Here is a 26,513-nt window from a genome sequence, read left to right on the forward strand (position 1 = left end):
AAAAAGCGAGGAGAGGGACGAACCCACCTCCTCGAATGTGATGACGCCGGAGATATCTGGGATCAGTGCCGCAAGATCTGGCTGAGGAATGCCCTGGAACGCTCGGATTGTGGATTGCTGAAGAAAGCCCTGGGCTCGTTCTGCTCGACGATCTGCCCCTGGTCCATGAATATGACCCGGTTGGCCACCGCCTGGGCGAAGCCCATTTCGTGGGTGACACACAGCATGGTCATGCCCTCCTCCGCCAGCTGGATCATGGTATCGAGCACTTCCTTGATCATTTCCGGGTCCAGTGCCGAGGTCGGCTCGTCGAACAGCATGACCCTAGGGTTCATGCACAGCGCCCTGGCAATCGCAACGCGCTGCTGCTGGCCACCGGACAACTGCCCGGGAAACTTGTGTGCATGCTCTGGAATGCGGACTTTGCTCAGGTAGTGCATGGCCAGCTCCTGAGCCTGCTTGCGCGGTACCTGACGCACCCAGATCGGCGCCAACGTGCAGTTCTCCAGGATGGTCAGGTGCGGGAACAGGTTGAAGTGCTGGAACACCATGCCAACTTCCTGGCGCACTTCATCGATCTTGCGCAGGTCGCTGGTGAGCTCTGTACTGTCTACCACGATGCGGCCCTGCTGAAACTCTTCCAGCCGATTTATGCAGCGGATCATGGTCGATTTGCCTGATCCTGATGGCCCGCAGATCACGATGCGTTCGCCGCGGGTCACTGTGAGATTGATGTCACGCAGTGCGTGGTAGTTGCCATACCACTTGTTCATGCCGGTAATCTGGATCGCAATTTCCTGGCCGGACGCCTGCAAGACGTCGAGTGTCGCGTTCTTCATTGTTGTGGTTCCTCAGCGGTGATCGGTCTTGAGCCGACGCTCAAGGTGAATCGAATAACGCGACATGGCGAAGCAAAAGACGAAGAACACGCCGCCGATGAACAGGAACAGCTCCCAGTACACACCCTGCCACTGAGTACTGGCACGAATGGCTGTAGACAGTGCAATGGGATCGAGCAGCCCGATGAACACCACCAGCGTGGTGTCCTTGAACAGGCCGATGAAGGTACTGACGATCATTGGAATGGAGATCTTCAAGGCCTGCGGCATGATCACCAGCCGCTGCGCCTTCCAGTAGTCCAGGCCCAACGCCTGCGCGGCCTCGGTCTGTCCCTGTGGCAGCGCAGCCAGGCCCCCCCTGATCACTTCAGCCATATAGGCGGTCGAGAAGATGGTCACCATGATGATCACCCGCAGGATCAAGTCGAACGAGGTGCCGGGTGGCAGGAAGTAATTGAGCAGCAGCGAAGCTGTAAACAGCAGCGTGATCAGCGGTACGCCGCGCACGAATTCGATGAAGGTAACGCTCATCACCCGAATCAACGGCATCGATGACCGCCGCCCCAGTGCCAGCAGGACGCCCAGTGGCAGCGACATGGCGATACCGCTGACACCCACCACGAACGACAGCAGGAAGCCTCCCAGGTCACGTGAGCTCACCGCAGTCAGGGCCACCGGCGAAAGGTTGCTGGCCGCAAGCACCAGGTACTGCATGCCTTGCAGCCACCAGGCTGTCGCTGCGAGCGATGCGCAAGCTACGGCGACACCGCCGCCCAGAGGTAGCATCATCCGAAATAGCAACCAGGCGATGGCCAGTCCGAGATAGGCCGAAACCGGGTGCCAGAGCGATCCGCCCCAGATCAGCCAGAACGCGAGCCCCGGATAAACCGCAGTGAACCACAGCGCCCGACGCGGCACCCACTTGAACAGGATCGGTCCCAGGGCTGCAAATAGCAGCACGAACGAAGCGAGAGGCCGCCAATAAGCATCCTGTGTGTAGAAACCGAACAGCAGCTGTGGCCAACGCTCGCGAATCACGCCCCAGCAGGCACCGGGCTCGCCATTCATCAGGCGCCGGCACTCACCCAGAGAGTCAGCTTGCCACACCGAATTGGCCAGCCAAGGCAGAACCGCATTCACCGCAGCGGCGATGACCAGCAAAGCCATGATCGTAAGCACGCTGCTGAGCCAACCGTTGAACAGCCTGGCACGCAGCCAGTGCCTGACGCCCGTCTGCCCGCGCGGTGGCTCGGACGGCTGCAGCAAGGTGTCACGGAACCAGGCAATGGAAGATTGGCTCATGTCAGCGCCCCTGCAGTTTGACGCGGTTGTTGTAGAAGTTCATTGCGCTTGAGATCAGCAGGCTCATGCCAAGATAGATGAGCATCATCAGCACAATCCCCTCCAGCTCTCTGCCGGTCTGGTTGATGGTGATGCCGCCCAGGGTCGAACGCAGGTCCATGTAACCTACAGCCAGCCCAAGCGAGGTGTGCTTGGTGATGTCCAGGTACTGCGACGTCAGCGGTGGCACGATGACACGCAATGCTTGAGGCAGAATCACCAGGCGCATGGTCCGGCCCGATCGCAATCCAAGCGCGTTGGCAGCCTCGGTCTGCCCGCGGGCGATGGACTGAATGCCACTGCGCACGATCTCGGCGATAAAGGCGCCGGTGTATACGCTCAGGCCAATCCACATCGCAATCAGGGCATTGCCGAGCTGCAAGCCACCCTGGAAATTGAACCCATGCAGTTGCGGATAGCCCAGATGCATACCCAATGCGTACAGCACCGCGATTGTGGGTAGCAGGAGGATCAGCAGACGCTTCCACCAAAGTGTCGGGCGCTTTCCCGTCGCGCTCTGCAAACGGTCTGCGTGTCTGCGCAGGGATCGGTCAGCCCAAAGACTTGCGCCGAACACGGCAAGGACTAGCAGGGCGTTGAGGCTTGGCGCCACCATACCCAGATCAAGCGTACCCAGATCGCGCTCGAACAGCGGCTGCGGTATGTAGATGCCGCGATTGGTTACTGCGATTGCAGTCTGCGCAGCTCCCCTGTAGCTACTGGGCGCCGGCATCGATTGAGCCATGATGGCGCCGATCACCAGGATGCACAGCAGTGCCGGGATATTGCGGAACACCTCAATGTAGGCGGCCATCAAGCGGGACACGACCCAGTTGTTGGACAGCCGCAACACCCCGGCCGCCACGCCGATTGCCGTCGCAGTGGCACAGGCCAGAACAGCAAGGATCAGGGTATTGAGCAGGCCGACCAGCGCTGCCCGACCATGGCTCATCTGGCTGTCATAACTGATGAGCTGCTGGTTGATGTCGTAGCCTGCGGCAGACCTTAGAAAGCTGAAGGAAAAGTCCTTGCCCAGTGCAGCAAGGTTTCGCACGGTGTTGTCGAGTAGCCAGGCGGCGGTCAGCATCAGACACATCAAGGCAATGATCTGGATGGTGTAGCCGCGGTAGCGCTTGTCGTGCAGCAGCATGCCCAACGAGAAAGCCGACTGGGCCGTTTTCTTGTCGGTCAATATGAGGGTGGACATTGTGAATCACTCCCGGACAGGGTGACCGACCGAAGCGGCTTCTACACTTCGATCAGTCCTTCGCAACAAAGGTCGAACGACGCGGCGACAGACGCGCCGGATCAGCGAAACGGCTCGGCATAAAGCAGCCCGCCCTGGTTCCATTGGGCGTTCAGGCCGCGCTCTAGGCCGATAGGCGTGTTCTTGCCCAAGGAGTTGTCGAAGATTTCCGCGTAGTTGCCACCTGCAGCAATGGCACGACCGGCCCATTTGGCATCCAGCCCCAGCTGCTCGCCATAATTGCCCTCGCTACCGAGCAGTCGGTTGATTTCCGGATTGTTGGAGCCGGCCGTCATCTTCGCCACGTTGCTCGAATCCACACCGAGTTCTTCAGCCGCCACCAACGCATTGAGTGTCCAGCGCACCACATCGGCCCATTGATCGTCGCCCTGGCGTACCATCGGGCCGAGTGGCTCCTTGGAGATCAGCTCCTTCAAGACCCTATGCTCGTCAGCGGCTGCGAAGCTCGCCTTCGAGGCCGCCAGGCCGGACACGTCGTTGGTGAACACATCGCAGGCACCGGCGAGGTATTTCTGCTCCCCCTCGGCGGTGGAGTCGATAGGTACGGGCTGGTACTTGATGCCATGGTTGCGTGCGTACTCGGCCAGATTAAGCTCATGGGTTGAGCCGGTCTGCACGCAGATCGAGGCACCATCGAGGTCCTTGACCGAGCTGGCACCTAGATTCTTGTGAACGAGGAAGCCTTGGCCATCGTAGTAGTTGATGCCGGCGAACGTGAGCTTCAGATCGACATCGCGCGTGAACGTCCACGAACTGTTGCGCACCAGCAAGTCGACCTCACCCGACGCCAGTGCGGTAAAGCGCGTCTGGCCTGTGGTGGGCACGAAGTTGACCTTGTTTGCATCACCGAGCACTGCAGCGGCGACAGCCCGACACATGGATACGTCCAACCCTTGCCAGGCACCTTTGGCATCCGGCGCAGATAAGCCGGTGTTACCGGTAGAGACCCCGCAGTTGAGCTTGCCACGAGTTTGCACATCCTTGAGCGTGCCAGCATATGTGAAACCGGTAGCCAGTGATGCAGCCAGGCATACCACCTGAACCAGTGCAGACTTACTCATCGTATTCACCTTATTGTTGTGATGTTTATCAAGGCGGCAGTTCAAGCAAAGGAGCAGCAAAAGGCTTGCGTGCATGGCACAAGCACTATGTGTCGTGTCCGAGGCGATGGACCTTAGGCGAGCTATCGTGGGTTCAGCGGTTCTGTACGGCGCGAGTGATTCGCTGGATGGCTTCGTTGACAGTGACCCGGCTGCAGCCGAGGTTGGCTCGCATGAAGCCCTGACCTTCCAAGCCGAATTTCTGCCCTTTGTCGAGCCACACACGCGCCTTGGTCAGCATGAAGCGATCGAGCGCCTGGGCGTCCATCCCCAACCCTCGACAATCCATCCAGCTGAGGTACAGCGAGTCGGTGGGAACCACCTTGATCTGGGGTGTTGCCGAGTGGATAGCCTCTGCGAAATGGGCCTGGTTGCCACGCACATAACTCAGCATTTGCTCCAACCAGGGCTCGCCGTGGGTATAGGCCGCCTCGGCGGCAACCATGCCAAGCGCATTCACGTAGCGATAAAGATTGCGATCGTACTGGCGCCCCAGCTCTTCGCGGATACGCTTGTTCGGGATGAAAATGTTGGCGGTCTGCAAGCCCGCCATGTTGAAGGTTTTGCTCGGCGCGGTGCAGGTGATGCTGTTCTGGGCAAAGGCTTCACCCAGGGACGCGAAGGGAATATGTTTCTTGCGCGGGTTGAGAATGAAGTCCTGGTGGATTTCATCGGAAAGCACCAGCACGTCATGCCGCGCGCAGATTTCGCCCATGGCGCGCAGCTCCGCCTCCGACCACACATTGCCGGTCGGGTTGTGCGGGTGGCTCAAGATGAATAACCGGGTATTGGGTTCGATAGCAGCCTCGAACTTGCACTCGTCGAAATGATAACGCTCACCATCGAAATCCAGTGGCGCCAGCGCTAGATGGCGACCGTTGATGCGGGCATCGTCATGAAAGTGCACGTACACCGGCGGCTGAATCAGTACCGAATCACCCGGCGAGGTAAACGCCTGGATCGCCAGTTTCATGATGGTGATGATGCCAGGCGCCTGCATCAGCCAGTCGCGAGAAACGTCCCAGCCGAAGCGCTTGCCCTGCCAGCCGATCACGGCATCGACGTACGTCTTTCGCGCACCACCCGCGTAACCAAATACCCCGAACCGGACTGCCTCGCTGAGCGCATCGATGACCGCCTGCGGGGAGCGGAAATCCATGTCGGCGACCCACATTGGAAGTGGATCGGCGGCACGCTCCTCTGGGGTGAGAAAATTGTGCGCGTAATCCCACTTCATGGAATTAGTGTGCCGCCGTTCGATGACTTCATCAAACAGGCATGGTTGCTGCTCCAGGGAAGTCGGGAAATGTGCTTGGGTAGACATTATTTTAGGTATCCAGCCGGTTCATTGCCGTAGTGGCTCGAGCGTCTTGCCATATTTGTAGCAACATCCCATCATGAACAGAAATGTTATTACTTCATCGAACCATGAGCGGATTACATCAATGATCGAGGTGCAGCACCTATCTATTTTGCGTGAGGTTTCCCGGACAGGCAGCGTCACTGCAGCTGCGGAACGCCTCAACGTAAGCCAGTCGGCGTTGTCGCACGCGATCGCGAAGTTCGAGGAACGCAGTGGCATTAAGGTCTGGATGAAGGACGGCCGCAGCCTGCGCTTCACGCAAGCGGGCAACTACCTGCTGGGCCTTGCCGAGCGGCTGCTGCCGCAGCTGGACCATGCGCAGCGGGTGCTGTCGGACTTCGCGGATGGGCGCCGTGGTGCTCTGCGCGCGGGCATGGAATGCCATCCGTGTCAGAAGTGGCTCATGGGCGTGACAGGCCCTTACCTGCGGCGCTGGCCGGATGTCGATTTCGAAGTGTGCACCGCGTTCCGCTTTGACGGCATCGCCGCCCTCCTCGGCCACGAAATCGACCTGTTGATCACGCCTGATCCCATCGACCAGCCGGAGCTGCTCTTTACGCCCGTCTTCGACTATGAACTGGTGCTCATCCTGCATGAGGACCATGCCCTGGCAGGCAAGCCCTGGGCGGACCCGCGCGACCTGGTGCCGGAGACTCTCATCACAGTGCCGGTCAGCCTGGAGCGCCTGGACGTCTACAGCCGTTTCCTGGTTCCGGCCAACTGCCGCCCTCATCACCGCATCACAGCCGAAACCACCGAGCTGATGCTGCAACTGAGTGCCGCCGGGCGCGGCATCAGTGTGTTGCCGGAATGGCTGCTGCATGAAGAAGGTGAACATTTGCCATTACGGGCCGTTCGGATCGGGCAACATGGTTTGCACAAGAGCATTCACCTGGGCGTGCGCAAGGCAGAGGAACATGTCGACTACCTTGCCGGTTTTCTGGAAATCGCACGCAATCACCGGCCAGCCTGAACCAGCGCCTGTGCCACTCCATGTACAGGCGCTGATGGCAGGTCAGGGTTTCATCACGTCACCTTCGTAAAGCATGCGGTAATGCTGCTGCCCGCCGGCCAGAAAATGGTCGAAGCCGTTCTGCAGGAAGGCTGACAGCAAGTTGGCCGCTACCAGTGCTACAAAAAGACCGATGATTAATTTTCGCAGCGTCGATTTTGAATCCGCTGTTCTGCCAGGCCGCACATCGCGCTGCGCGTAGAGCACAGCCATGATCAGGCAGAACATGATGGCCGAGGTGAACACCATGAATGTCCAGGTGTACATGTGCAGGCCCAGGATGGCTGACCCCGTCGGTTTGGTCCAAGGAGGTGCCTTGGCGAACATGAACAATAGGCTCAACAGACTACCGATCAGGGCGCCGAAAGCGCTGAGCGCGTAATTCCAAGGGTTGATGCCGAACACCCGATTGAGCAACAGCCCAGACCCGAGCAGCATGAAGCACACGCGGATGAGGTTGCAGAATGCGCACGGCAACTCCCCGAGCACCAATTGGTAGAGGAAGGCATCCAGTAGCAGGAAGCAGATGCCAGCGATCGCAGCCAGTTCGAGTTGGCCCAGGCGACTTTCGGTCAGTTGCATATTCATTACCAGGATCCCAGTTGCTTGAGGTCGGACAGATGGTGGGCCCCGTGCCAGGTGGACCAGATCACCACCAGGATGGCGCACACGATCCATAAAGCGCGAGCCAGCGCCAGGTGTCTGAATGACGCCAAAGTGGCGACGAATGCGAATAGGACAGGAATGAATCCAATGAACATGGAATGGCCTTTTATGGATAGGTCGAATGGTCAGGCAGGTTCAGAGTTGATACGCCTGCCCGTCGTTGGGGACCCGTACATGAGTGGTACCGAGCTGCTTGACGATGATGTAGTTGGTAGTTTGCTGAAAGGGCACCGCCTGAGGGGTGCGCTCTTCGACTGCCACGCCGGCAAGCGGCAGAGCCAGCAGTACCGCGCATGGACCATAAGCGACCAGCTTGGACATCATCTTGAAACTCCTCCTGGGATAACGACGACGCTTCGATCAGGCGTCGTTCATGGTCACGACCATGCGGAACTCGACGTCCCCGGAGCGCACGCGCTGATAGGCGTCCCATGCCCTTTCAAGCGGCATGGTCTCTATACGCGCACGTACGTCTGTCATCACGCTGAAGTCCAGCGTCCTTGCTACCTCGTAGGGTGTACCGGTGATGTTGCCGCGGACACTCCGCTCGCCGCCAACCATTGCCCCGGGCATGATGCTGAGCGGTTCCCGGCCAACGCCAACGATTAACAGCGTACCCTGCGGTGCCAGCCCTCCCATCAACGGCGACACTGCAGTGCTGTCGGTGATGGTGGTAAGAATGACCTGCGCACCGCCCATACTTTTCAGGCAGGCCACCGGGTCTTGCGCACGCGCATCAATATAAATGTGCGCGCCCAGCGCCAACGCTTGTTGCTCGATATCAACACCGCGGCCGACCGCGATGACCCTAAGCCCCATCCGTCGAGCATATTGCAATGCCAGATGGCCGAGCCCACCGATGCCGTGTATCACCACCCGGTCACCGGCAAGGGCGCCCGATTTACGCAACGCATTGAATGTGGCTATTCCAGCGCACAGCAGCGGGGCAGCCTCCAGCGCACTGAGTTCGTCTGGGATAGCGACCAGGCCAGTGGCGCGTGCGAGCATCATCTGCGCGTATCCGCCGTCTTGCGAGCTGCCTACCACGGGCTGATCGAGGCATAGATTGAAGTGGCCCTGCTGGCACTGTTCACAGAAACCGCAGTGCCCACCGAGCCGCCCAACCCCTACGCGCTGTCCGATACGCCAGATCGAAGGGACCTGGCCGCCGACGGCCGCTATCCGGCCGACCACTTCATGGCCGGGCGTGCGTGGCAGCCTCAGCCCCACTTCTGTGCCTTCAATGACACCCGCATCGGCACCACAAATACCGCACGCTTCGACGCGAATGAGCACTTCACCAGCACCCGGCGCTGGAATCTCCAAGTCGGCCAACTGTAGCTTCCCCGGCTGGGTAACCTGCATCGCCTTGTAGGTCTTGCCTGCCATTTGCCGCATCCTCCCGACGTACTCGTGAACCCAAGCCAAGCCCGGACCAGCATGGATTTTCGGTGGAGAAAAGGCCGCAAGCCAAACGAGTAAAACTATTGTCCGGACGAAGCAAATCTTTCATGCCGTCCGGGCCTGCTCACCATGCGACCAAGATCTACGCGCCAGCGCTTTCTCAGCGCGGAAAACCTTGCGGCGAATGGAAAAGATTTTCTTCGCCACACCGCATTTATCTTTGTTTGGTGCCCGGCTATGGCGGCGCGCCAAATAGCATTGATCGGGAAGCGGGCCTCCCGGATTGCTTACCAGGCTAGATTGGCGTGATTGATGATGACCGTTTGTTTCAGGCCAAAGGACACACCTATACCCTTGGCCAGCTTCTGGGAGGAAACACCCTCTCACAGGCCTCATTCAGAGCGGGTGGTACGTCACGATCTACCTGTCACCCCAACAGGCCAGGCGGGTTTACAACAGCGGTATGTTGTATGTCACGAAGAGACGATTCAAATCCTGATTGCGCGACAGCTCGCTATGCGATAGCGCGTTGCGCCAACCAAGACCGAGGCCTTTGAACGACCCGCTCTGGAACACGTAATCCACAACCAGATCTCGCTCCCACTCCGATGCAGAGCCTCCACCCAAGGTACCGGCACCTGTACCCTTTAGATACATCAAAGAGGCTTTCAACCCAACAACGCCGACTGCAGCAAAATCGAACCCATACTGGGCGAATGCCGTCCGCTCCCCAGCGCGGTTGAAGCTTTGTATGAAACGGTCGGTCAGCAGGTAGGTACTGGCGCCTCCGGCACCTTTGCCTGCGAGGCTTCCCTGGTTGGGCTGGACGAAGTTGCTGCCGCTGGATACCGCCTGGTAGCCGATCATCAAGGCATGCCCGGCATGCCGATACTCGCTGCTGATCGACCAGGTCCGGTTGTCGATCTTGCCGGTGTCGCCCTTGGTATACCCGCCGACGACATATCCGCCGGCTCGACCTGCCGCAGTGCTGTTGGCACCCGATGAGCGCGTGCTGAAGATGCGCGCATCGGTGAGCAGTTCGCTGGACTTCCCCAGTGGCAGGTGATGAATCGCACCAAAGAAATGCTGCAGATAGTAGTCATCGAGCCTGGCGAAGTAGTACTGCGCCTTGAGTGAGTCGTCCACCGCCCAGTCTGCACCGCCATAGTAGAAGCCGTCAGATGGCCGGGCGGCGCCTGCCACAGACAAACCGGTCCGGTCAGTGGATCCGCGCCCCACCGCCCGGCTAATTCTCCCGCCAGTCAACAACAGCCGATCAATGGCCTCAGAGTTGATTTGCAGCCCTTCGAAGGTCTGCGGCAGCACCCGGCCGTCATTGGCCATCAGTACTGGAAGTTGCGGTACAAGCGCACCGTAGCGCAGTGCGGTGCTGGCCAGGCGCGCCTTGAACGTGGGCGCAAGACGTGCCCAGGTCTTCTCGGCTCGACCGCCGTCGCTCGGTATCATCGAGCTGCCGACATGCCGACCCAGCCCGCTATCGAGCGTCACGCCTGCCAGCCCCAGAGCGTCCAGCCCATATCCGATGCCGCCTGGTGTGAAACCTGACTGGAACTTCACCACGAAGCCCTGTGCCCACTCTTCTGTTCGAGAAGGGGCACCGGTACCGTCCAGGTTATCGTTTCTGAAACCGAATGTTCTGAGGCTCAGGTTGGCCTTGGCGTCTGCAAAGAAACCGCCGGGGCCAGGTTCGGCTGCCGGAACTGACTCGCATGCAAGTGACAGGGCCAGCGTCGACGCTACAGTGAAGCGCATAGTTGGTTTCCTTGTTGTTATTGTTGTAGGTGGGCTCATCCATATTGGTAAGCGAACAGCAGGTGAATTCAGAGTCGGTGCTTGGCAAGGATCGCCGCCAGTCCACCGCCTGCGAGCACGGTGGAAATCATCAGGTAGAACGCCGCGTCAAACCCGCCGCTCAGGCGGCTACTCAGGCCAATCAATACGGGCGAAAGTGCCCCGAGGCCGACTGCAACACCATTGAGTACCCCAGCAGCGGATGAAATAGCCTGGGCCTGCACCAGGCCCTGAAGCAAGGTGAAGACCGCCGGGATCTGCATGGACGACATGCCTATCCCGATGGCAATGGACAGACTGGCCATGTAGCGGTTGTCCAGATGCACCCCCAGGTACAACGCCAAGGCACACAGTGCTGCCGAGACCATGATGACCGTTGCACTTCGGCCTGAGCGATCAATCACGACGCCGGCGACTATCTTTGCAACCAGGCCGAACACGAAGGGCAATGCAGAGAGCATCCCCATCGAGTCCCAGGAAAACCCCCGCGCCTGCTTGAGGTACGTCGGGAACCATGACAACAGGCCCCATGACAGGATCGAGTTACTAGCCAGGATCAGCATGAGCAGCCAGAAACGGTAATCCACCAGGAAGTCCCTGCCGCCAGCTGAAAGCCTTGCTCTCACCTCGCCTTGCCTGGGCTCGGCAGCGGCCAGTGCCTGCTCGATGTAGGTTCGTTCGCCGACATTGACCCGCCGGTGCATCGCAGGCCTGTCGGCGGTCAGCCAGGTGATCAATACCAACGGCACCAGGCTCAGCACAAAGGAAAGATGAAAAGTCGACTGCCACGCGTACAGGCTGACAAAGAAGGTGAAGACCGGCATGGCCAGTGCGGGGGCTATAGACTGGCCAAGCAGCCAGACTGTGTTCGCCCTGCCGCGCTCGGCCGGCGGGAACCAGTGTTTCACCAAGGTATTCTGCATCGGGTAGTACAACCCCTCGCCGACGCCCAACAGAACCCTAGAGGCCAGCAGCACCCCGAACGATGCTGCCAGACCGCCCATCAGCAATGCCGCACAGATGATCAGATAGGCCGCGATCATCGCCTTGCGCGGCCCCAGGTAGTCCCCGAGCGGGCTCAGCAGCACGTTCGCCAGCCCGTAGGCGAACAGAAATGCGCTCATCATCAACCCGATACTGACCGGGTCACCAGCGATGCCCATGTCTTGAAGAAACTGCTCGTTCGCTGCGATGACGGCCACATTGACCCGGTCCAGGTAGGCAATCGATATGCCCAGAAAGAGGATCGCCAACAAGACGAAGCGCTGCCTCGTCGGTTTTTCCAACGCAGCGTGTGCGGCTGCGGAGCACGTCAACTGGATATTCTTGTTCATTATTATCTCCACGCATTCAAGATGCCGGGCGCAACTCTCCGGGGCCTGAAGTACACCGGCCAGAAAAGCGCGTGCGGGGTTTGCAGGTGTTTCGGTCAGGCTCGCTCAAACCAGCGGCGGGCAAGGCGATCCCAGAACCGCGCGCCGAGGGACAGGTTCTCGTCGTTGAAGTCGTATTCGGGATGGTGCAAGCCCGCCTCTGCGTGGCCGTTACCGATCCAGCCGTAAGCGCCGGGGACTTCCTGCAACATGAATGCGAAGTCCTCGGAGGTCATTGCCGGTGCCACACGGGTATCGACATGGTCCTCGCCGACCATCTCTGCCATGACCTGCCCCATCAGCCGGGCCTGGTCCGCGTGATTGTCTGTCACGGGGTACCCACCTGGCTTGATGACCACCTCAGCAGTAGCGCCATGCGCCTGGGCCACCAGGCAGGCCACGCGCTCGATCCCCTCGAGCAACGTCCGCTGGACCTGGTTGTCGAGGCTGCGGCAGGTGCCCTGGATGCGCGCTTCGCCGGGGATGATATTGGCCGAGGTCCCCGCCTCTACCAGGCCAATGGTCAGCACTGCCGCCTGTAAGGGGTCGACCCGGCGTGAAACCAAGGTCTGCAACTGGGTCACGATGAAGCAGGCGACCACCAAAGGATCGACCGTTTCATGCGGCAGTGCGGCATGTCCGCCCCGGCCCTTGACGATGATGCCGAACTGCTGGGCTGCCGCCATGATCGGCCCGACCCGCACCGCCATCTGCCCTTGAGGTAAAGCAGGCCAGTTGTGCAGGGCGAATACTGCCTGGCAAGGGAAGCGCTCAAACAGTTGTTCGTCCAGCATGGCGCGCGCACCCGCCCCGCCCTCTTCTGCGGGTTGGAAAATCAAATGTACGGTGCCATCGAAATCGCGATTGACTGCCAGCAGCGCCGCTGCGCCGAGCAGCATTGTCGTATGCCCGTCGTGGCCGCAGGCATGCATGCAGCCAGGCACTGAGCTGGCATGGTCGAACGCGTTCGACTCTTGCAAGGGCAAGGCGTCCATATCGGCTCGAATGCCGATGGCAGGGCCGGGGTTGGCCGCTGAGCGGCCTTTGCCATGCACGCTGGCGACGATGCCGGTGCTGGCGATTCCGCTGACATGGACAATGCCTAGCGAGGTCAGGTACTGGCTGATTTTTTCAGCAGTACGGTGCTCCTGGTAGCGCAGTTCAGGATGTCGATGAAGGTCGCGACGGAAAGCACGAAGGCGATCGAGATCCAAGGCGTGATTGTCATGAGGCATAAAAGGTCCGCGGCTGGTTACGTTCACGCTGCTGGCAGACCAAGCTTGCCAACAGGTGTGCCGGGATGTTAATTAGCCGCGTGCCATACCGTAAAATACTATAAATTCATCTCTGCGATGCTCTGAAGGTATAGCTGTGGATCTACGTCAACTGCGTTATTTCAGTGCGGTAGCCAAACATGCGAGCATCAGCATTGCCGCCCAGGAAGTGCATATCGCGCAGCCAGCACTGACCCGCCAGATCCAGGGGCTGGAACAGGAACTGGGCACACAGTTGTTTACCCGCAGCACCCGCGGTGTCAGCCTGACAGATGCAGGCAGACAGCTGCTGGCCGATGCAAGCCGGTTGCTGGAGGATGTCGAAGCTGCAGGCGAACGGGCGCGCAGAGCAGGCCGTGGCGAGGTCGGGCATCTGTCGATCGCGCTGCCAGTCATGCAAAATCTCGCCCCCATGATCGCAGAGCTGCTGAGGGCCTATCGCGCCGAGACTCCTGGTGTGGGTATCACGCTCCATCACCTGCTGTCCGACGTACAACTACGCCAGTTGGCAGACGGCCGTCTGGACGCAGGGTTCATGCTCTTCCGCCCCCAGGATGACCCGTCGCTGGACGGTGTCCCACTATTTTCAGAACGCTTGCTGCTTGCCTACCCTGCCGATTGGCAATGGCCCAAAGCCAAGGCCCCGGCGGTGCTCAAGGACCTTCAGGGGCTGGATTTTGTCTGGCTGCCGCGCAGCGCTGCGCCAGCATGGCATGACCGGCTGATCCACTGCTTCTTCGCTGCCGGCTTCGTCCCAAGGACCAGCGTGCTGGGCGTCGATGCATCGTCAATGCTGACCTTGGTTGCGGCAGGCATGGGTTGCACGGTATTGCCGGAAGGCGCTCGAACTCGGGCGCCGGCCTCTGTCGCCTTCATGCCTCTAGAAGACCTGACGATCCGGCAGGAGTGGGAACTGGTATGGCGCCGGGACTGCTGCTCGTCTGTTCTGGAGCGCTTCATCAAAGTGGCACAGGCCTTGCGTACCATCCTGTGACGTGTGCTTGCGCAGGCTGCAATACCGGCTTAGGTGTCCGGCTCAAGTAATCACATGATTCACAAAATAGATGAGCACCTCAAAGGCAACTGCCCTTGGTCCGTAGTTGAGCAGTGAGCAGTGCTTCAGGTTAGCGTAGAGCCGCACGACTTAGCACCGGTTCATTGCAGTCGTTGGGTGGAAAAAAGGCAAGAATTGCAAACTTTAACCAGAAAACAAAAAATCTGTTTCCAATCGATGGCCAGCAATATTCATTTCGACCGATAAAATCAATGGCCTATGGAATTACGATAAACCGGTGACTGTCACAGCTGCAGCTCGTCCGGTCCATCTAAAGAATCGTTCCCCAGTGCCGATAGACTGCCAGACAGACTGTCTGTCCGACGCAGATTGTACACACCGCAGTGCTAACCCTTGCTCAGGTGCCCAGGACCTGCGCCCTGGTATCCAGCGATGCTTAAAGACAGCACTCGTGAGGTCGCATTAGTCAGGATTCCAGCTATCGATGGCCTTAGCTCTACCTATGCTGAGATCCCACGGGGAAGTAGAATGATCGAGCATTTGATATTGCATTCGCCTTTGCTACTAGGAATGCTGATGTTGCTTTCCTGCGGGATAGCTGGATCAAGCATTTTCTACTTCTGCCGATCACAACCTGGGCCTGGCTTCTGGGCAACCTGTTGCTGGCTGCTTTTGATTGCCTATGGCATTTACCTGTTCGAACTGGCCAATGCACCGCGATCCCTGGCATGGCTGACGCACCCTATTTTGATCATGGCCCAAGCCACGATGATGCTGGGCATTTCTCGATTCTTGAACAACAGTACGCCGTTAAGCTTGATCTTTTTCACCGGGTTAGTTCAGGCAGGTTTTGACCATCTTTGCAATAGCTACAGCGTTGCACCTTCCCTACAGGATGCACTTTATTCAATGCTTGTGGCTGGATGTGCACTTTGGGGCGTTACCAAGTTGAGTCGAAAATTTGGCCGCAACCAGGTTTCCGCGGTTCGAAACTACATCCTGGTGGCCTTGAGCGCTTTTGCGTTAGTCCATTGTGCTAGAGCTGTAGTGGATATTTACTGTGCTTTGACTGATCAACCTTGGTTTTTTCCTGCGTATCCGGATTCCATACCCTATCTCACCCTATATACCGGCCTGCCCTTCCTCGTGATAGCGCTCGTTGCCTTGACTGCTATCAGCCTGCACTTTTCCATCGCTGAAACCGCCGAACTTGCAGATGAGGCGCGCGCCAGTCTGGCTCGATTTGAACAACTGATGCAGATCAGTAGTAGCGCTATGCTTTTGGTCGAGCAAGGCAGGATCAGGCTCAGCAATAACAAGCTGGGAGAGATGTTTGGCGCGACGGATGATGATCTCCAGGGCACGGCCCTCGAAAGGCTTTTCAGGTCGCAGCAGGCGCATTCAGAATTTCGTATCGACTGGGGGGCCTCGGAGTTCACTGCAATTGGCATACGAAATGGCGGCCCCGATTTTCTGGCAAGGGTCGTGCTTTCAGCCATGGACGGTAGTAGCTACCTGGTAGAAATCAGGGACATCACCCAGCAGAATGAACTTGAACTCAAGCTGAGGGAAATGGCGAACCACGACCCTCTGACAGGTCTTCTTAATAGACGCGCCTTTCACGAGAAATGGGAAATAACCCGGGCGAGAAACGTTCCTCAGTGCTTGATAATGTTGGACATCGATTTTTTCAAGCGCTTCAACGACAGTTTCGGACACGCCATTGGGGATCGCGTCTTGATCAGTTTCGCTCAAGCGATAAAATCCCAGGCACGCCATGGCGACCTGATCGCCCGTTTCGGTGGGGAAGAGTTCATTCTACTGTTGCAGGACTGCGAGACGCAGGATGGTTTGGTCTTCCTGAAACGGTTGCGGGAGGCTTTGAGAAACGCGCGCATCGATGGCGTACCACCCTCCTACCCCTTCACGTTCAGCGCGGGCTTGGTCATGAACCGCCACGGTATCGAATCGGAATGCCTGTTAAGGGAGGTCGACAGCGCGCTCTATAAAGCGAAGGAAAATGGCCGGGATCGAGTTGAACTGGCCTGGGTCGCTGATAGCTTGAACACGCAGAGGCCGAACGCTTGATCCCCCTCGATGGCGCCTGACCCTCTCTTTGATGAACCTGCGATCTAATCCCCGGTCGGCTGTAGGTCCCCTATCCCTCCGAGGAAGCCCCAATGCAACCCTACGTCATCTGCCACATGATGTCCTCCCTGGACGGCCGTGCCCTCACCGATGGCTGGGATCGGTCATTCAAGAAGGCTGCCGACGAACGCTACGAAACCCTGGCGCAAACCTTCGAATTCGATGCCTGGATCTGCGGCCGCGTGACCATGCAGGAAATCGCTCATGACGAGGGCTATGCCAAGGGGCTTGCCACGGGCCCTGTCCCGCGTACCCCTTATTTTGCCGACCGCGACGCCAAACGTTATGCCATTTCTATCGACCCTCAAGGCAAGGTCGGCTGGAAAACCAATCAAGCGCTGGATTCTCACGTGGTCGAGGTGCTCACCGAAGCGGTATCGGACGATTATCTCGCCTACCTGCAGTCGGTACAGGTCTCCTACCTGTTCGCGGGCAAGGATGAAATCGACCTGGAGCGGGTATTGAGCATTCTGGCCCAAGAGCTGGGCTGCAAGCGGCTGATCGTCGAAGGCGGGCCGCATGTGAGTGGGTCTTTCGTCAACGCGGGGTTGGTAGACGAGGTGAGCGTGGTGATTCTGCCCCTGATCGACGGCCGTGGCGAGCATCCGGCCTCTTTCGAAATTTCCGCCAGCGATTGGAAGCAGCCCAACTATTTGAAGCTGAGCACGGCCCAGGCCCAGGACGATGGCTCGGTGTGGCTGCGCTATACCAAGGCCTAGGCAGCGGCCCTGCCGGCTGGCCGGGCCATGACACAAAGCTTTGGCGCGGATCAATTCGCGCTGAGCGCCGCCAGCGCGACACGGGCTGCCGCCAGGTCCCAGGCCGCGGTACCGACGCTTTTGAATACGATCGGGCGTGATTGATCGGCACCTTGTCTCAAGGCGTGAGCGAGGGATTTGACCTGGGCCCAATCCACACCGGCACGTATCAAGTCCCCTGCTTCATGCCGCGCGCCCTCGGGCTCGTCCGCGTAGATGAGGCTGCCGCCCAGGGTGACCTGGCCGATCTCGGCCATTTCGGGCTTGAAGGCCCCTACCGCGATCACCAGACGACCCGGCTTGGCCAGTTCGTCATACACCGGTGCCGTGCTGGTGGTCAGGGTGATGACCACTTCCACCTCCGGAACAACCGCGCCTACCGGCTCCAGATGGGGGTGCAGCCCGCGATGGCGCTCGCAGAAGTCGGTGGCCGCGCGCAGATCGCGTCCGCGAACGAAGACCCGGGCATCCGGATAAACCGCATTGATTGCTTGCACGTGATAGCGCGATTGCACGCCGGTGCCGAAGAGCAGCAATTGTTCGGGAGGCTGTGCCAGGAATGTTCGAATCGCCAACAGTGTCACGGCCGCGGTGCGGCGCCCCGTGACTTCGGGCCCGTCCAGCAGGCAAATCACGCGGCCCGTAGCCGCATCGCAAACCGTTACGATGCCGTTGATGGTGGGCAGTTGGCGTTGAACATTGGCTGGCTGAACATTCACCAGTTTATGGATACCGACATCCTTGGCCGTAGCGGGCATGCTAAGCATGACACCGCCGTCGCCCAAGGGCACCACCTTCCGTTCAGGGCTTGCGATCGTACCCTCCTCCATTTGCGCAGCCGCGCGTGCGATCGCGTCGACCAGCTGCTGGAAATCCAGCAAAGCGGCTGTTCGGCCCTGGTCGCAGAGAACGATGGGCGCTTGAGTGGACGGTTCACGCATTGTGTAGCTCCTCGGTGCGGTGGCGATATCTAAGGTTGCGCGCGTACTGCCAGGCGCCTATTACTGCCCAAGATTAAACCGTGAGCTGTCCCGTTGAAATCCGATAGGAACGCAACGCACCATCATGCGCGAACTCAGGCCAGCTACGGCGTCATCAATATGTCTTTCATGAATTGCACGAAGGCCCTGATACGTGCCGATTCACGATTAACCGGTAGATAGACGATGCTAACGGATGAATCAATGGCCGTCGGGTTGACTTCATGATCAGCGAGCAAACGGCGAAGCCTCCCCTGCTGAACATCGTCGGCCACTAGCCAGTCCGCCAGCAGTGCAACGCCCTGTCCGGCAACCGCCGCCTGACGAAGAACATCAGCGTTATTACTCTGTATCTGGCCTTGTACCGATATCGCTAAGGTTTCATCGCCCACTTTGAAGTGCCAATCCCGCGGAGTGCCGCCATAGTCGAACCTTAGGCACTGGTGCTCGGCCAATTCCGCCGGTTGAGTCGGTGTCCCCTGCCTTTGAAGATAGGCAGGGCTTGCCACGAGCCAGCGCTGGAAATGGCCAACGGTGCTGCAGATCACTTCGTCGCTCGAAACGGTCGAGCCCAGGCGCACGCTCAGGTCGACGCGATCCTTGTAGAGGTCGACCATCTCATCGTTCAGGTTGAGGCTGATCTCGAGCAAAGGATGACGTGCGAGAAAACGGTCCAGATGTGGGCAGATGAGGCGCCGACCAAACTCCACCGGCACGCTGACCCTGAGTTTGCCCTTGGCTTCGCTGCCCCGGTCGGTGATCAGGCTGTCTGCCGAGGCCAGGGCATCGAGAATGGCCACGGCCTTGTCGAAGTAGACCTGCCCAAGGTCCGTGGGCCGGTTTTGCCGCGTGCTGCGGGTAATGAGGGTGGTGCCAAGCTCTGCCTCCAAGGCGGCGACCTGTCGTGTCACCGAAGAGGCGGCGACTCCGAGCTTTCGCGCCGCGGCTGAGTAACCTCCGCAGCGTACTGTTTCAACGAACATGGTCAATGCGAGGAATTTATCCATTTTTCCGGCTCGGTCGATGCTCCGCTGGATGCGGTGTGTGGCGACCCGCTAGCCGCTCATCAGGCATTCCAAGTATAGGAAGGCAGTGATCGCGGGGATAGCACGCTGGTGCGACGGGTTGAGCACGACGGTACAAGAGCCGATGCAAGGAGAGCGTTAAACTTGATGGAGCAGGGTCGCCTGCATGACGTGGCCCTGCCCTTGAACTCTGGATGATCCTCCCTTTTGGCCGCGAACCCTGTGCCTGGGCTCGCGGCTGTTTTTTGCGTTCGATGATCAGAGCCGGCCGGTATGCTTCAGCACAAAGGTCAGCAAGGCCAAGGCGGGAATCAGGGCCGCCATGCCGATGGCCGAAGCCCAATCAAGCTGTTCATAGAGCGGGCTGGCGATCAGCGAACCCAGGGCGCCGCCCACGAAGATGCTGGTCATGAACACGGCATTGAGTCGGGCGCGGCTGTTCGGATCCAGCGCGTACACCTCCCGCTGCCCCAGAACCATATTCAATTGCACCGCGAAGTCCAGGATGATCGCTGCGGCGACCAGCCCGAAATAGCCCACGCCTGGAATGCTTGCGATCAGCAAGGCGACGGGAGCCAGTATCAGGCCCGCCAGGGTACTCCGGTGGCCGTGACCGGCATCGGCAAGGCGGCCAGCGACGGGCGCCGCGATAGCCCCTACCGCGCCGACCAGGGCGAACAGAGCCACGCCGTTTTGGGTGAAACCGTGATGCCGGATCAGCTCGATGGGCGCAATGGTCCAGAACAGACTGAAGCTTGCGAACAACAGCGCCTGATACAGCGAGCGCTCGCGCAGTACCGCATGTTGCGTGGCCAAGCCGAACACAGAACCGATCAAGCGCGAATAGGTGGTGTGGTGATTGGGCACCCGTTTGGGCAACAGCAATGCCACCAGCAGCGCGATGACTACCATCAGGCCCGCCGCGCTATAGAACAGGCCGCGCCAGCCCAGGTACTGGGACAACAGGCTCGAAACCGGCCGTGCCAACAGGATGCCGAGCAGAAGGCCGCTCATGATGTTCCCCACTACCCTGCCCCGGCTTTGCTCAGGCGCCATGTGCGCGGCCAGCGGCACGAGGATCTGCACGGCCACCGAGGTCAGGCCGATCATCAACGAGGCTATGAGAAAGAGCGAAGGCGACTGCGTAAACCCAGCCCAGGCCATGAACGCGCCCACCAGTAGCGTAAAACCGATGATCAGGCGCTTGTTTTCCAGCAGGTCTGCGAGCGGCACCAGGAACAACAGACCCACGGCATAACCCAGTTGGGTCAGCGATACGATCAGGCTCGCATGTTCACGCGACAGTCCGATACTGGGCGCGATAAGTTCGACGATAGGCTGGGCATAGTACAGGTTGGCAACCACAGCGCCGCAGCAAAACGCCAGGAAAGCAATAAGCGCCCTGGATAGAACAGGTGTTGCGTCGGCCTGGGTCTGCGCGGAGATTGAAACTTGAGGGCTGCTGGACATGGCGGCATCTCTACGTGGGTATGAAGTTCTGGCCAAGCCTATTCCCCCTGTTTTAATTACAGAATACAAAGCCCAAGCAAAGAAGCTGTGCGAAGTGCGCAACATTCAGTGTCGCGTCTTTGGCGAAGCTTCATTGCGCGTGCCGGTGATACTCATCCTTTATTTCTCGTTTAGGCGCTCGACACCGACTCAGCGAGGTCGCATCGGTATGGTTTTCCAGGAACCGACGACGTCCCTGGACCCCGAGGTCATCATGGCTGACGAATCCGTCTCGGCCCTGGAGTCTCGGTACAGGCCCAGGTGCTGGACTTGCTCGAACGGCTACGGGCCGAGCATGGCTTGAGCTACCTGTTCATTTCCCATGACATGGCACTGGTAGAACGGATCTACCACCGGGTCGCGGTCATGTATGCCGGCAGGCTGGTCGAGATCGGCGCGCGCGATCAGGTTCTGCACAACCCCAGCATCCCTATATTCGGCGGCTCCTGGCAGCGGTTCCCGTTCCGCGGCTGGGTAGGCGCCGGGATTTCGAGAGCCTGCCGCGAGACTGGGTAGCGCCCGATCCCATCAAGGAAGCGGGCTTCACGGCCGTGCCACAACGCTTCACTCCCCGTACGCGTGGACCTTGGATGGCGGTAGAGGCCTGAGCCGGCTGGCTGGGGCATGGCGGGTGCGTCACTGTCGCTCGGCTTGCTCACCTTCACAGCAACCGCCGGATATGCGCGACCACCTGCTCGGTCGCCGCTTCCAGCGTGCCTTCGTTGCGACAGAGCACCCAGCCGCGGCCGCTGAAAGCCTGTTCGAACGCCTCGGTAGAGGCGACGTGCTCGTCCAGCCCGCGCAACACGGTGCTACCGAGGCCCCGTCCCCGGGCCGCCGCCCTCCCCCAGGAGACGGTCGCGGCGGTGGTCACTCCCAGGTGGAGGTCCGGCACCCGCACGTTTTTCGCCATGTTGAGCGCCAAGACATCTTCGAACGGAACCAGCCGACGGAACGCCGCATCCGAGGGGTACCACCGGTCTATCAGAATCACGCTGCCTGGCGGCTGTTTAGGCAGCATCTGCTGCGAGATCCAGCGGCGGCTCTCGGCCAGGCGCTCGCACACCTGCCTTTCAAGCGCCAGCGAGGGGCTTCTGGCGAGTTGGTTGACCAATGCCATGGTCTGGCCCCTGTAAGGGTCGCTTTTCTTTTCGCAGAGACGGATCACCTTGTGCCCCTGCGCTCTCAACCTCTGAGTAGCCGCTTCCAGCAAGGTCGTCTTGCCGGTGCCCTTGGGCCCGTCCAGGGACACGAACAACAGGGGCTTCATGCCGGACATGGCTGCTTGAACGTATGGGCTTCAAGCCTCGGAGCGTGCATTGACATCAGGTTTCCTCGACACAAGCCAAAGGGATTGGCGCTGGGCTGGAAGGCTGAGAACCCGGCGCCTGTACATGATCGCACAGGCGTCGTCATCCGAGCGCCGTATCTGCCCGAACGCACCTTGATCCACCGGGACTGTCACTGCTGAACGAACCGAACATCGCGGAGACTTGAGATGGCTGAAAACCATGTATTGATCGCAGGCGCCACCGGCGTCATCGGCAAAGCTGTTCTTAGCGCCTTTGAGAACGACGGTTGGAGAATCACCACGGTCGGGCGGGGCGCCACTGCCCCGTCCTCAGGACATGGGCATATCCAGGCCGACCTTCTGGACAGCGCGTCGCTGGACGGCGCCGAAGCGGGGCTCAAGGACGTCACACACCTGTTCTACAGCGCGCTCAAACCCAACCCGGACCCCGGCATCGAGGCGGACGAAAACGCCGCGATGTTCGAGCACCTGGTCAATCGACTGCTCAAGACGGGTGCGCCCCTAGGCAGGGTGACCTTCGTTCAGGGCGGCAAAGTGTACGGCGCACACCTGGGCGTCTATAAAACCCCAGCCCGAGAAGACGACAGCCGCCATTTCCCACCCAACCTCTATTTCCGCCATGAAGATTTCGCTCGTACGCTCGAAAGCAAAGGCGTGCGCTGGACGGCCCTGCGCCCGGACATCGTCATCGGCCACTCGCTGGGGTCACCGATGAACCTGGGCAACCTGATCGGCCTCTACGGCGCGCTTTGCAAAAGGACCGGCACCGCCATGCAGTTCCCCGGCCCCGACCGCGCCTACCGCGACGCCCTGGTCAACCTCACCGCCGCGCCGCTGATTGGCGAAGCTGCCCTGTGGGCCGTCAAGGCCCAAGCAGACGGCGCCTTCAACATCACCAACGGGGATGTGATGCGCTGGAGCCACATCTGGCCGAAGCTGGCCGACTGGTTCGGGCTGGAGGTCGGTGAACCGCAGCCGATTTCTCTCCAGCAGCGGTTGAAGGCCTTGCAACCGGTATGGAAAGCGCTGGCGCAAGAGCGAAAACTGGCCGAACCGGACCCGGACAGGGTTGCCCTGGGGGCCTTTGGGGATTTCATCTTCCATGTACAGACCGACGCGATCTTCGATGTCACCAAGGCGCGCCAGGCCGGCTTCAATGGCATGACCCTGCGCTCGGACGAAGTATTGCTGAGGCATCTGGAAGGCATGCGCGAGCGTCGGCTGATTCCCTAAGCAAGGTAGGGTCGCGATCTGTCGGGCAGTCAGAGAACCCGGCCTAAGCATAGACCTTTTCCGTATTTGGTCTATACCAAATCCTCATCGTATAAAGACGGCACCTCGCCACCCAAGGTTGCCGTTCGATGCATTCGCTCAAAGTCATGCTGGAGTACTTCCACCCCTGGCCCAATTCGGCCGGTTTCTATGTCGCACGTGAACGCGGCTGGTACGCCGAAGCGGGCCTGGACGTCGAATTGCGAGTGCCGGACCCCGAGCGCGGTGATAGCTTGCAATACCTGCTCGACGGCCAGGTGGACCTGGCGATCTTTCCGGGCAATCGCCTGCTAGTGCGCCGCGACCAGCGTCAGCCATTGCTCGGGGTCGCCGCCATCAACCACACCGGGCTGGAAGCCATACAGACCCTGGCCGACTTCGGCATCGAACGTCCCCGAGACCTGGTGGGCAAGCGTCTTGCCATGAACCCCACACCCCGCGGCCTGGCCATGGTCAGGCACCTGGTGCGCCAGGATGGCGGCGACCCCGATGCCCTGTCGATCGTCGATGCCGGCAGCCGCGAGCTACGCCCGGAAGACCTGGCGGCGGGGCTCGCGCACGCCAGCTTCGGTGGCTATTGGGCGTGGGAAGCCTTGATGGACAGCCCGATCGCCACCCATAGGCGTCGAGTCTGGCCAGTCAGCCAATGGGGCGCGCCGGCCTATCACAGTTATCAGCTAGGGGGCCATGAAGGCTGGGTCGAACGCCATCCGCACCTGCTGCGCGCGTTTCTGGAAGCCACGGCCCGGGGCTTTCTCGCCGCCGCTGAACAACCGAGCATTGCCCGTGCGGCCTATGAGCGAGTCATCCCCTACTTCTCGCGGAACCTGATCGACCAATCCCTGACGCGGATAGCCCCGACCTGGCTTCACGAAGGTCGCTGGGGCGAACAACGTCAGCCGCTGATCGAGCCCTATGCCCGATGGCTGCACCAGCACGGCATTCTGGCGGACGCCGCCGTCTGGGCCGATGCCTATACCAACGAATTCCTTCCGGAGCCGCGACCATGAGTCAAGCGCCCCACAGCCATGGCATGAGCGGCGACTCGGTCCCACCCGTCTGGCCGTTGCTCAGGCAGGAAGAGCTTTGCGAGTTACTGCGCGGCTTTCCCCAGGTAGGCTCGCTGCAAGCCGTGCAATGGCATAGCCCGCGGCCGTTCTCCGCCGCCGCGCTGGTGACCACGACCGGTGGCCAATGGTTCGTCAAGCGACATCATCGCCGGGTACGCACAGCCGCCGAGCTGCAGGAAGAACATGGCTTTATCGCCCACCTGGATCGACAGGGCTGCCCCGTCCCCCAGGTGGAGCGTGACGGCGATGGCCACAGCGCCATCGAACGTGACGGCTGGACCTATGAGGTCCACGCCCGGGCCAAAGGCGCGGACCTTTACCGTGACACTCAGTCCTGGGAACCCTTCCAGCGGCCGGCTCATGCTCAGGCGGCGGGGCTGGCCCTGGCCAGGTTGCACGAGGCCGCTCAGGGCTACCTGGCCCCCGGGCGCCAAGCCCAGGCGTTGGTGAGCCGACCGAGCTGCCTGAACAGTGTGAATCTGCTCGACGCGGTGGAGGCTCAGGCCGAGCGCTCTCCGGCCTTGGGCCGTTACCTGGCCGGGCGTGACTGGCGCTGCGAGTTAGCGCTTCTGGTTCCCTTGCAGCGGGTCGCTCGTGAGCACCTGCGGCGCCAGCCGCCGCTCTGGACCCACAACGACTGGCATGCTTCCAACCTGCTCTGGAACCGGCAAGGCGACCTTGACGGAGTTGCCAGCGTTCTCGATTTCGGCCTGTGCGATCGCACCTGCGCGATTTACGACTTGGCCACCGCTCTGGAGCGCAACGCTATTGCGTGGCTGGAGCTCGACCATGGCAGGGCGGCCAGGGCCGACCTGGCCACCGTCGACCATCTGCTCGCAGGCTACGCCCAGGCCCGGCCCTTGACCGGGCCGCAGGTCGATGCGCTGGTCGCTGTGCTGCCTATGGTGCATCTGGACTTCGCGCTCTCGGAAGTCGCGTACTTTGAAGGCTTGCTGGAAGATCGCGCCAATGCAGACCTGGCCTGGGAGGGCTATCTTCTGCGTCACGCACGCTGGTTCGAGGCGGAGGACGGCCAGCGCCTGCTGGGGCATTTGCGCGAGCGCCGAGGGGATTGGGCATGAGCGGATATGCCCTGGACCTGTTGATGAGCGCGGCCGAGCTCTACGCGCGCCTCGGCACTGCGGACCTTGTGCTGCTGGACGCCACTGTGGACCTGCGCGCTCCGTCCTTTGACGGTGACTACCACGTTCACAGCGGCCAGGACGGCTGGCTCCAAGCCCATATCCCTGGCTCAGGTCACGCCGATCTGCTCTACGATCTGAGCGATCCGGCAGCGGGCTACAGCTTCGCCATGCCAGCGGCTGACGCCTTCGCACGCAAGCTGCAGGCGCTTGGCGTGGGGCCTGGCGCCACCCTGGTGGTTTACGACAGCAGCGAAGGCTTCTGGGCCGCGCGACTGTGGTGGATGCTGCATAGCGTCGGCATCCCAGCTTTTGTCCTCGATGGCGGGTTACACGCCTGGCGGCAAGCGGGGCTGCCCCTTGAGCGTGGGCAAGGCTCGCCCGTGCCTGCGACCACGGCACCCGTCGCCCGGCCGCGACCCCAGGCCTGGGCGAGCCAGGCTCAGGTATTGGCCATTGCCCAAGGGCAGGCGCCGGGGCAGCTGCTGTGCGCCCTGTCCACGGCGGTCTTCGAGGGCAGCGCCGTTACCCGCTACACGCGCCGAGGGCACATTCCCGCCAGCCTGAGCCGACCGGCTCGCGACCTCTATCAGGCCGACCGCCGACTCAAGGCCGCACCTGGCCTGCGGGCCGCCTTGGGCGAGGTCGTGCTGGCCAGCGATACCCCGTTGGTTCTGTATTGTGGCGGCGGCATCTCCGCAGCCGCCACCGCCCTGGCGCTGATCCTGCTCGGCCGCGAGCGCGTGGCCCTGTATGACGGCTCCTTGCAGCAGTGGAGCGCCGACCCCGCTTTGCCAATGTCCACCGGAGCAGCTCCGGCCTGACCGCTTG

Annotated in this window: 24 protein-coding genes; 9 read left to right on the forward strand and 15 right to left on the reverse strand. The window is 60.5% G+C overall.

The annotated features are described in order from the left end of the window. Positions 1-62 precede the first annotated feature (62 nt). The 5 genes from ACP691_RS08195 to ACP691_RS08215 form a co-directional block, all read right to left on the reverse strand. Entirely contained in the window at positions 63-773 is a 711-nt protein-coding gene (locus tag ACP691_RS08195; RefSeq protein WP_426199646.1) for an amino acid ABC transporter ATP-binding protein, read from the reverse strand. 78 nt (positions 774-851) lie between these two features. Further along, the gene (locus ACP691_RS08200) at positions 852-2,141 is read right to left on the reverse strand and encodes an amino acid ABC transporter permease (RefSeq protein WP_426199287.1); all 1,290 of its coding nucleotides are present in this window, start codon (positions 2,139-2,141) and stop codon (positions 852-854) included. Position 2,142: 1 nt separating this feature from the next. Continuing rightward, entirely contained in the window at positions 2,143-3,387 is a 1,245-nt protein-coding gene (locus tag ACP691_RS08205; protein ID WP_426199288.1) for an amino acid ABC transporter permease, read from the reverse strand. A 101-nt stretch (positions 3,388-3,488) separates the two neighbouring features. Beyond that, positions 3,489-4,508 carry an amino acid ABC transporter substrate-binding protein gene (locus ACP691_RS08210; RefSeq protein ID WP_426199290.1) on the reverse strand — a complete coding sequence of 340 codons (1,020 nt, stop codon included), beginning with the start codon at positions 4,506-4,508 and terminating at the stop codon, positions 3,489-3,491. A 133-nt stretch (positions 4,509-4,641) separates the two neighbouring features. Beyond that, a complete protein-coding gene (locus ACP691_RS08215) occupies positions 4,642-5,871 on the reverse strand; it encodes a MalY/PatB family protein (protein ID WP_426199292.1) in 1,230 nt (409 codons plus the stop codon). Positions 5,872-5,992: 121 nt separating this feature from the next. Here ACP691_RS08215 and ACP691_RS08220 point away from each other — a divergent pair, with 121 nt between their 5' ends. Continuing rightward, positions 5,993-6,883 carry a LysR family transcriptional regulator gene (locus ACP691_RS08220; protein WP_426199294.1) on the forward strand — a complete coding sequence of 297 codons (891 nt, stop codon included), beginning with the start codon at positions 5,993-5,995 and terminating at the stop codon, positions 6,881-6,883. Between the two features lie 42 nt (positions 6,884-6,925). Here ACP691_RS08220 and ACP691_RS08225 read toward each other — a convergent pair whose 3' ends face one another. The 6 genes from ACP691_RS08225 to ACP691_RS08250 form a co-directional block, all read right to left on the reverse strand. Further along, positions 6,926-7,510, reverse strand: a complete 585-nt coding sequence (locus tag ACP691_RS08225) for a disulfide bond formation protein B (RefSeq protein ID WP_426199296.1) — start codon at positions 7,508-7,510, stop codon at positions 6,926-6,928. Positions 7,511-7,723: 213 nt separating this feature from the next. Next, positions 7,724-7,912: a hypothetical protein gene (locus tag ACP691_RS08230; RefSeq protein WP_426199298.1), complete on the reverse strand. Its 189-nt coding sequence runs from the start codon at positions 7,910-7,912 to the stop codon at positions 7,724-7,726. A gap of 36 nt (positions 7,913-7,948) precedes the next feature. Continuing rightward, a complete protein-coding gene (locus ACP691_RS08235; protein ID WP_426199300.1) occupies positions 7,949-8,977 on the reverse strand; it encodes an alcohol dehydrogenase catalytic domain-containing protein in 1,029 nt (342 codons plus the stop codon). A 465-nt stretch (positions 8,978-9,442) separates the two neighbouring features. Then, positions 9,443-10,765: an OprD family outer membrane porin gene (locus ACP691_RS08240; protein WP_426199302.1), complete on the reverse strand. Its 1,323-nt coding sequence runs from the start codon at positions 10,763-10,765 to the stop codon at positions 9,443-9,445. A gap of 68 nt (positions 10,766-10,833) precedes the next feature. Next, a complete protein-coding gene (locus ACP691_RS08245; protein WP_426199304.1) occupies positions 10,834-12,138 on the reverse strand; it encodes an MFS transporter in 1,305 nt (434 codons plus the stop codon). A gap of 95 nt (positions 12,139-12,233) precedes the next feature. Continuing rightward, a complete protein-coding gene (locus ACP691_RS08250; protein ID WP_426199306.1) occupies positions 12,234-13,412 on the reverse strand; it encodes an amidohydrolase in 1,179 nt (392 codons plus the stop codon). A 136-nt stretch (positions 13,413-13,548) separates the two neighbouring features. On the opposite strand from ACP691_RS08250, the gene ACP691_RS08255 reads away from it, so the two are divergent. The 3 genes from ACP691_RS08255 to ACP691_RS08265 all read left to right on the forward strand — a co-directional run bounded on the left by ACP691_RS08255 (position 13,549) and on the right by ACP691_RS08265 (position 17,333). Then, positions 13,549-14,445, forward strand: a complete 897-nt coding sequence (locus tag ACP691_RS08255; protein ID WP_426199307.1) for a LysR family transcriptional regulator — start codon at positions 13,549-13,551, stop codon at positions 14,443-14,445. Positions 14,446-14,994: 549 nt separating this feature from the next. Then, on the forward strand, positions 14,995-16,554 hold the full coding sequence (locus ACP691_RS08260) for a GGDEF domain-containing protein (protein WP_426199309.1): 1,560 nt from the start codon (positions 14,995-14,997) through the stop codon (positions 16,552-16,554). A 92-nt stretch (positions 16,555-16,646) separates the two neighbouring features. Beyond that, entirely contained in the window at positions 16,647-17,333 is a 687-nt protein-coding gene (locus ACP691_RS08265; protein WP_426199311.1) for a dihydrofolate reductase family protein, read from the forward strand. Positions 17,334-17,383: 50 nt separating this feature from the next. Here ACP691_RS08265 and lhpI read toward each other — a convergent pair whose 3' ends face one another. The 3 genes from lhpI to ACP691_RS08280 form a co-directional block, all read right to left on the reverse strand. Then, positions 17,384-18,313 carry a bifunctional Delta(1)-pyrroline-2-carboxylate/Delta(1)-piperideine-2-carboxylate reductase gene (lhpI, locus tag ACP691_RS08270; RefSeq protein WP_426199313.1) on the reverse strand — a complete coding sequence of 310 codons (930 nt, stop codon included), beginning with the start codon at positions 18,311-18,313 and terminating at the stop codon, positions 17,384-17,386. A gap of 143 nt (positions 18,314-18,456) precedes the next feature. Beyond that, positions 18,457-19,359, reverse strand: a complete 903-nt coding sequence (locus ACP691_RS08275; RefSeq protein ID WP_426199315.1) for a LysR family transcriptional regulator — start codon at positions 19,357-19,359, stop codon at positions 18,457-18,459. 276 nt (positions 19,360-19,635) lie between these two features. Then, entirely contained in the window at positions 19,636-20,847 is a 1,212-nt protein-coding gene (locus tag ACP691_RS08280) for an MFS transporter (protein ID WP_426199317.1), read from the reverse strand. Between the two features lie 309 nt (positions 20,848-21,156). Here ACP691_RS08280 and ACP691_RS08285 point away from each other — a divergent pair, with 309 nt between their 5' ends. Next, entirely contained in the window at positions 21,157-21,402 is a 246-nt protein-coding gene (locus ACP691_RS08285; RefSeq protein WP_426199319.1) for a hypothetical protein, read from the forward strand. 145 nt (positions 21,403-21,547) lie between these two features. On the opposite strand, the gene ACP691_RS08290 is transcribed toward ACP691_RS08285, so the two are convergent. Next, on the reverse strand, positions 21,548-22,156 hold the full coding sequence (locus ACP691_RS08290) for a dTMP kinase (RefSeq protein ID WP_426199321.1): 609 nt from the start codon (positions 22,154-22,156) through the stop codon (positions 21,548-21,550). Between the two features lie 228 nt (positions 22,157-22,384). Between ACP691_RS08290 and ACP691_RS08295 the strand changes: the two genes are divergently transcribed. The 4 genes from ACP691_RS08295 to ACP691_RS08310 all read left to right on the forward strand — a co-directional run bounded on the left by ACP691_RS08295 (position 22,385) and on the right by ACP691_RS08310 (position 26,506). Beyond that, positions 22,385-23,431 (forward strand): SDR family oxidoreductase, encoded by a 1,047-nt coding sequence (locus ACP691_RS08295; RefSeq protein ID WP_426199323.1) that lies wholly within the window; start codon positions 22,385-22,387, stop codon positions 23,429-23,431. Positions 23,432-23,559: 128 nt separating this feature from the next. After that, positions 23,560-24,480 (forward strand): ABC transporter substrate-binding protein, encoded by a 921-nt coding sequence (locus ACP691_RS08300; RefSeq protein ID WP_426199325.1) that lies wholly within the window; start codon positions 23,560-23,562, stop codon positions 24,478-24,480. Next, the gene (locus ACP691_RS08305) at positions 24,477-25,622 is read left to right on the forward strand and encodes a phosphotransferase enzyme family protein (RefSeq protein WP_426199327.1); all 1,146 of its coding nucleotides are present in this window, start codon (positions 24,477-24,479) and stop codon (positions 25,620-25,622) included. The genes ACP691_RS08300 and ACP691_RS08305 overlap by 4 nt, the downstream gene beginning before the upstream one ends. Continuing rightward, a complete protein-coding gene (locus ACP691_RS08310) occupies positions 25,619-26,506 on the forward strand; it encodes a sulfurtransferase (protein WP_426199328.1) in 888 nt (295 codons plus the stop codon). The genes ACP691_RS08305 and ACP691_RS08310 overlap by 4 nt, the downstream gene beginning before the upstream one ends. The last annotated feature ends 7 nt before the right edge of the window (positions 26,507-26,513 follow it).

The organism is Pseudomonas sp. DC3200b2 (genome assembly GCF_049895785.1).
GTDB classification, from domain to species: Bacteria; Pseudomonadota; Gammaproteobacteria; order Pseudomonadales; family Pseudomonadaceae; genus Aquipseudomonas; species Aquipseudomonas massiliensis.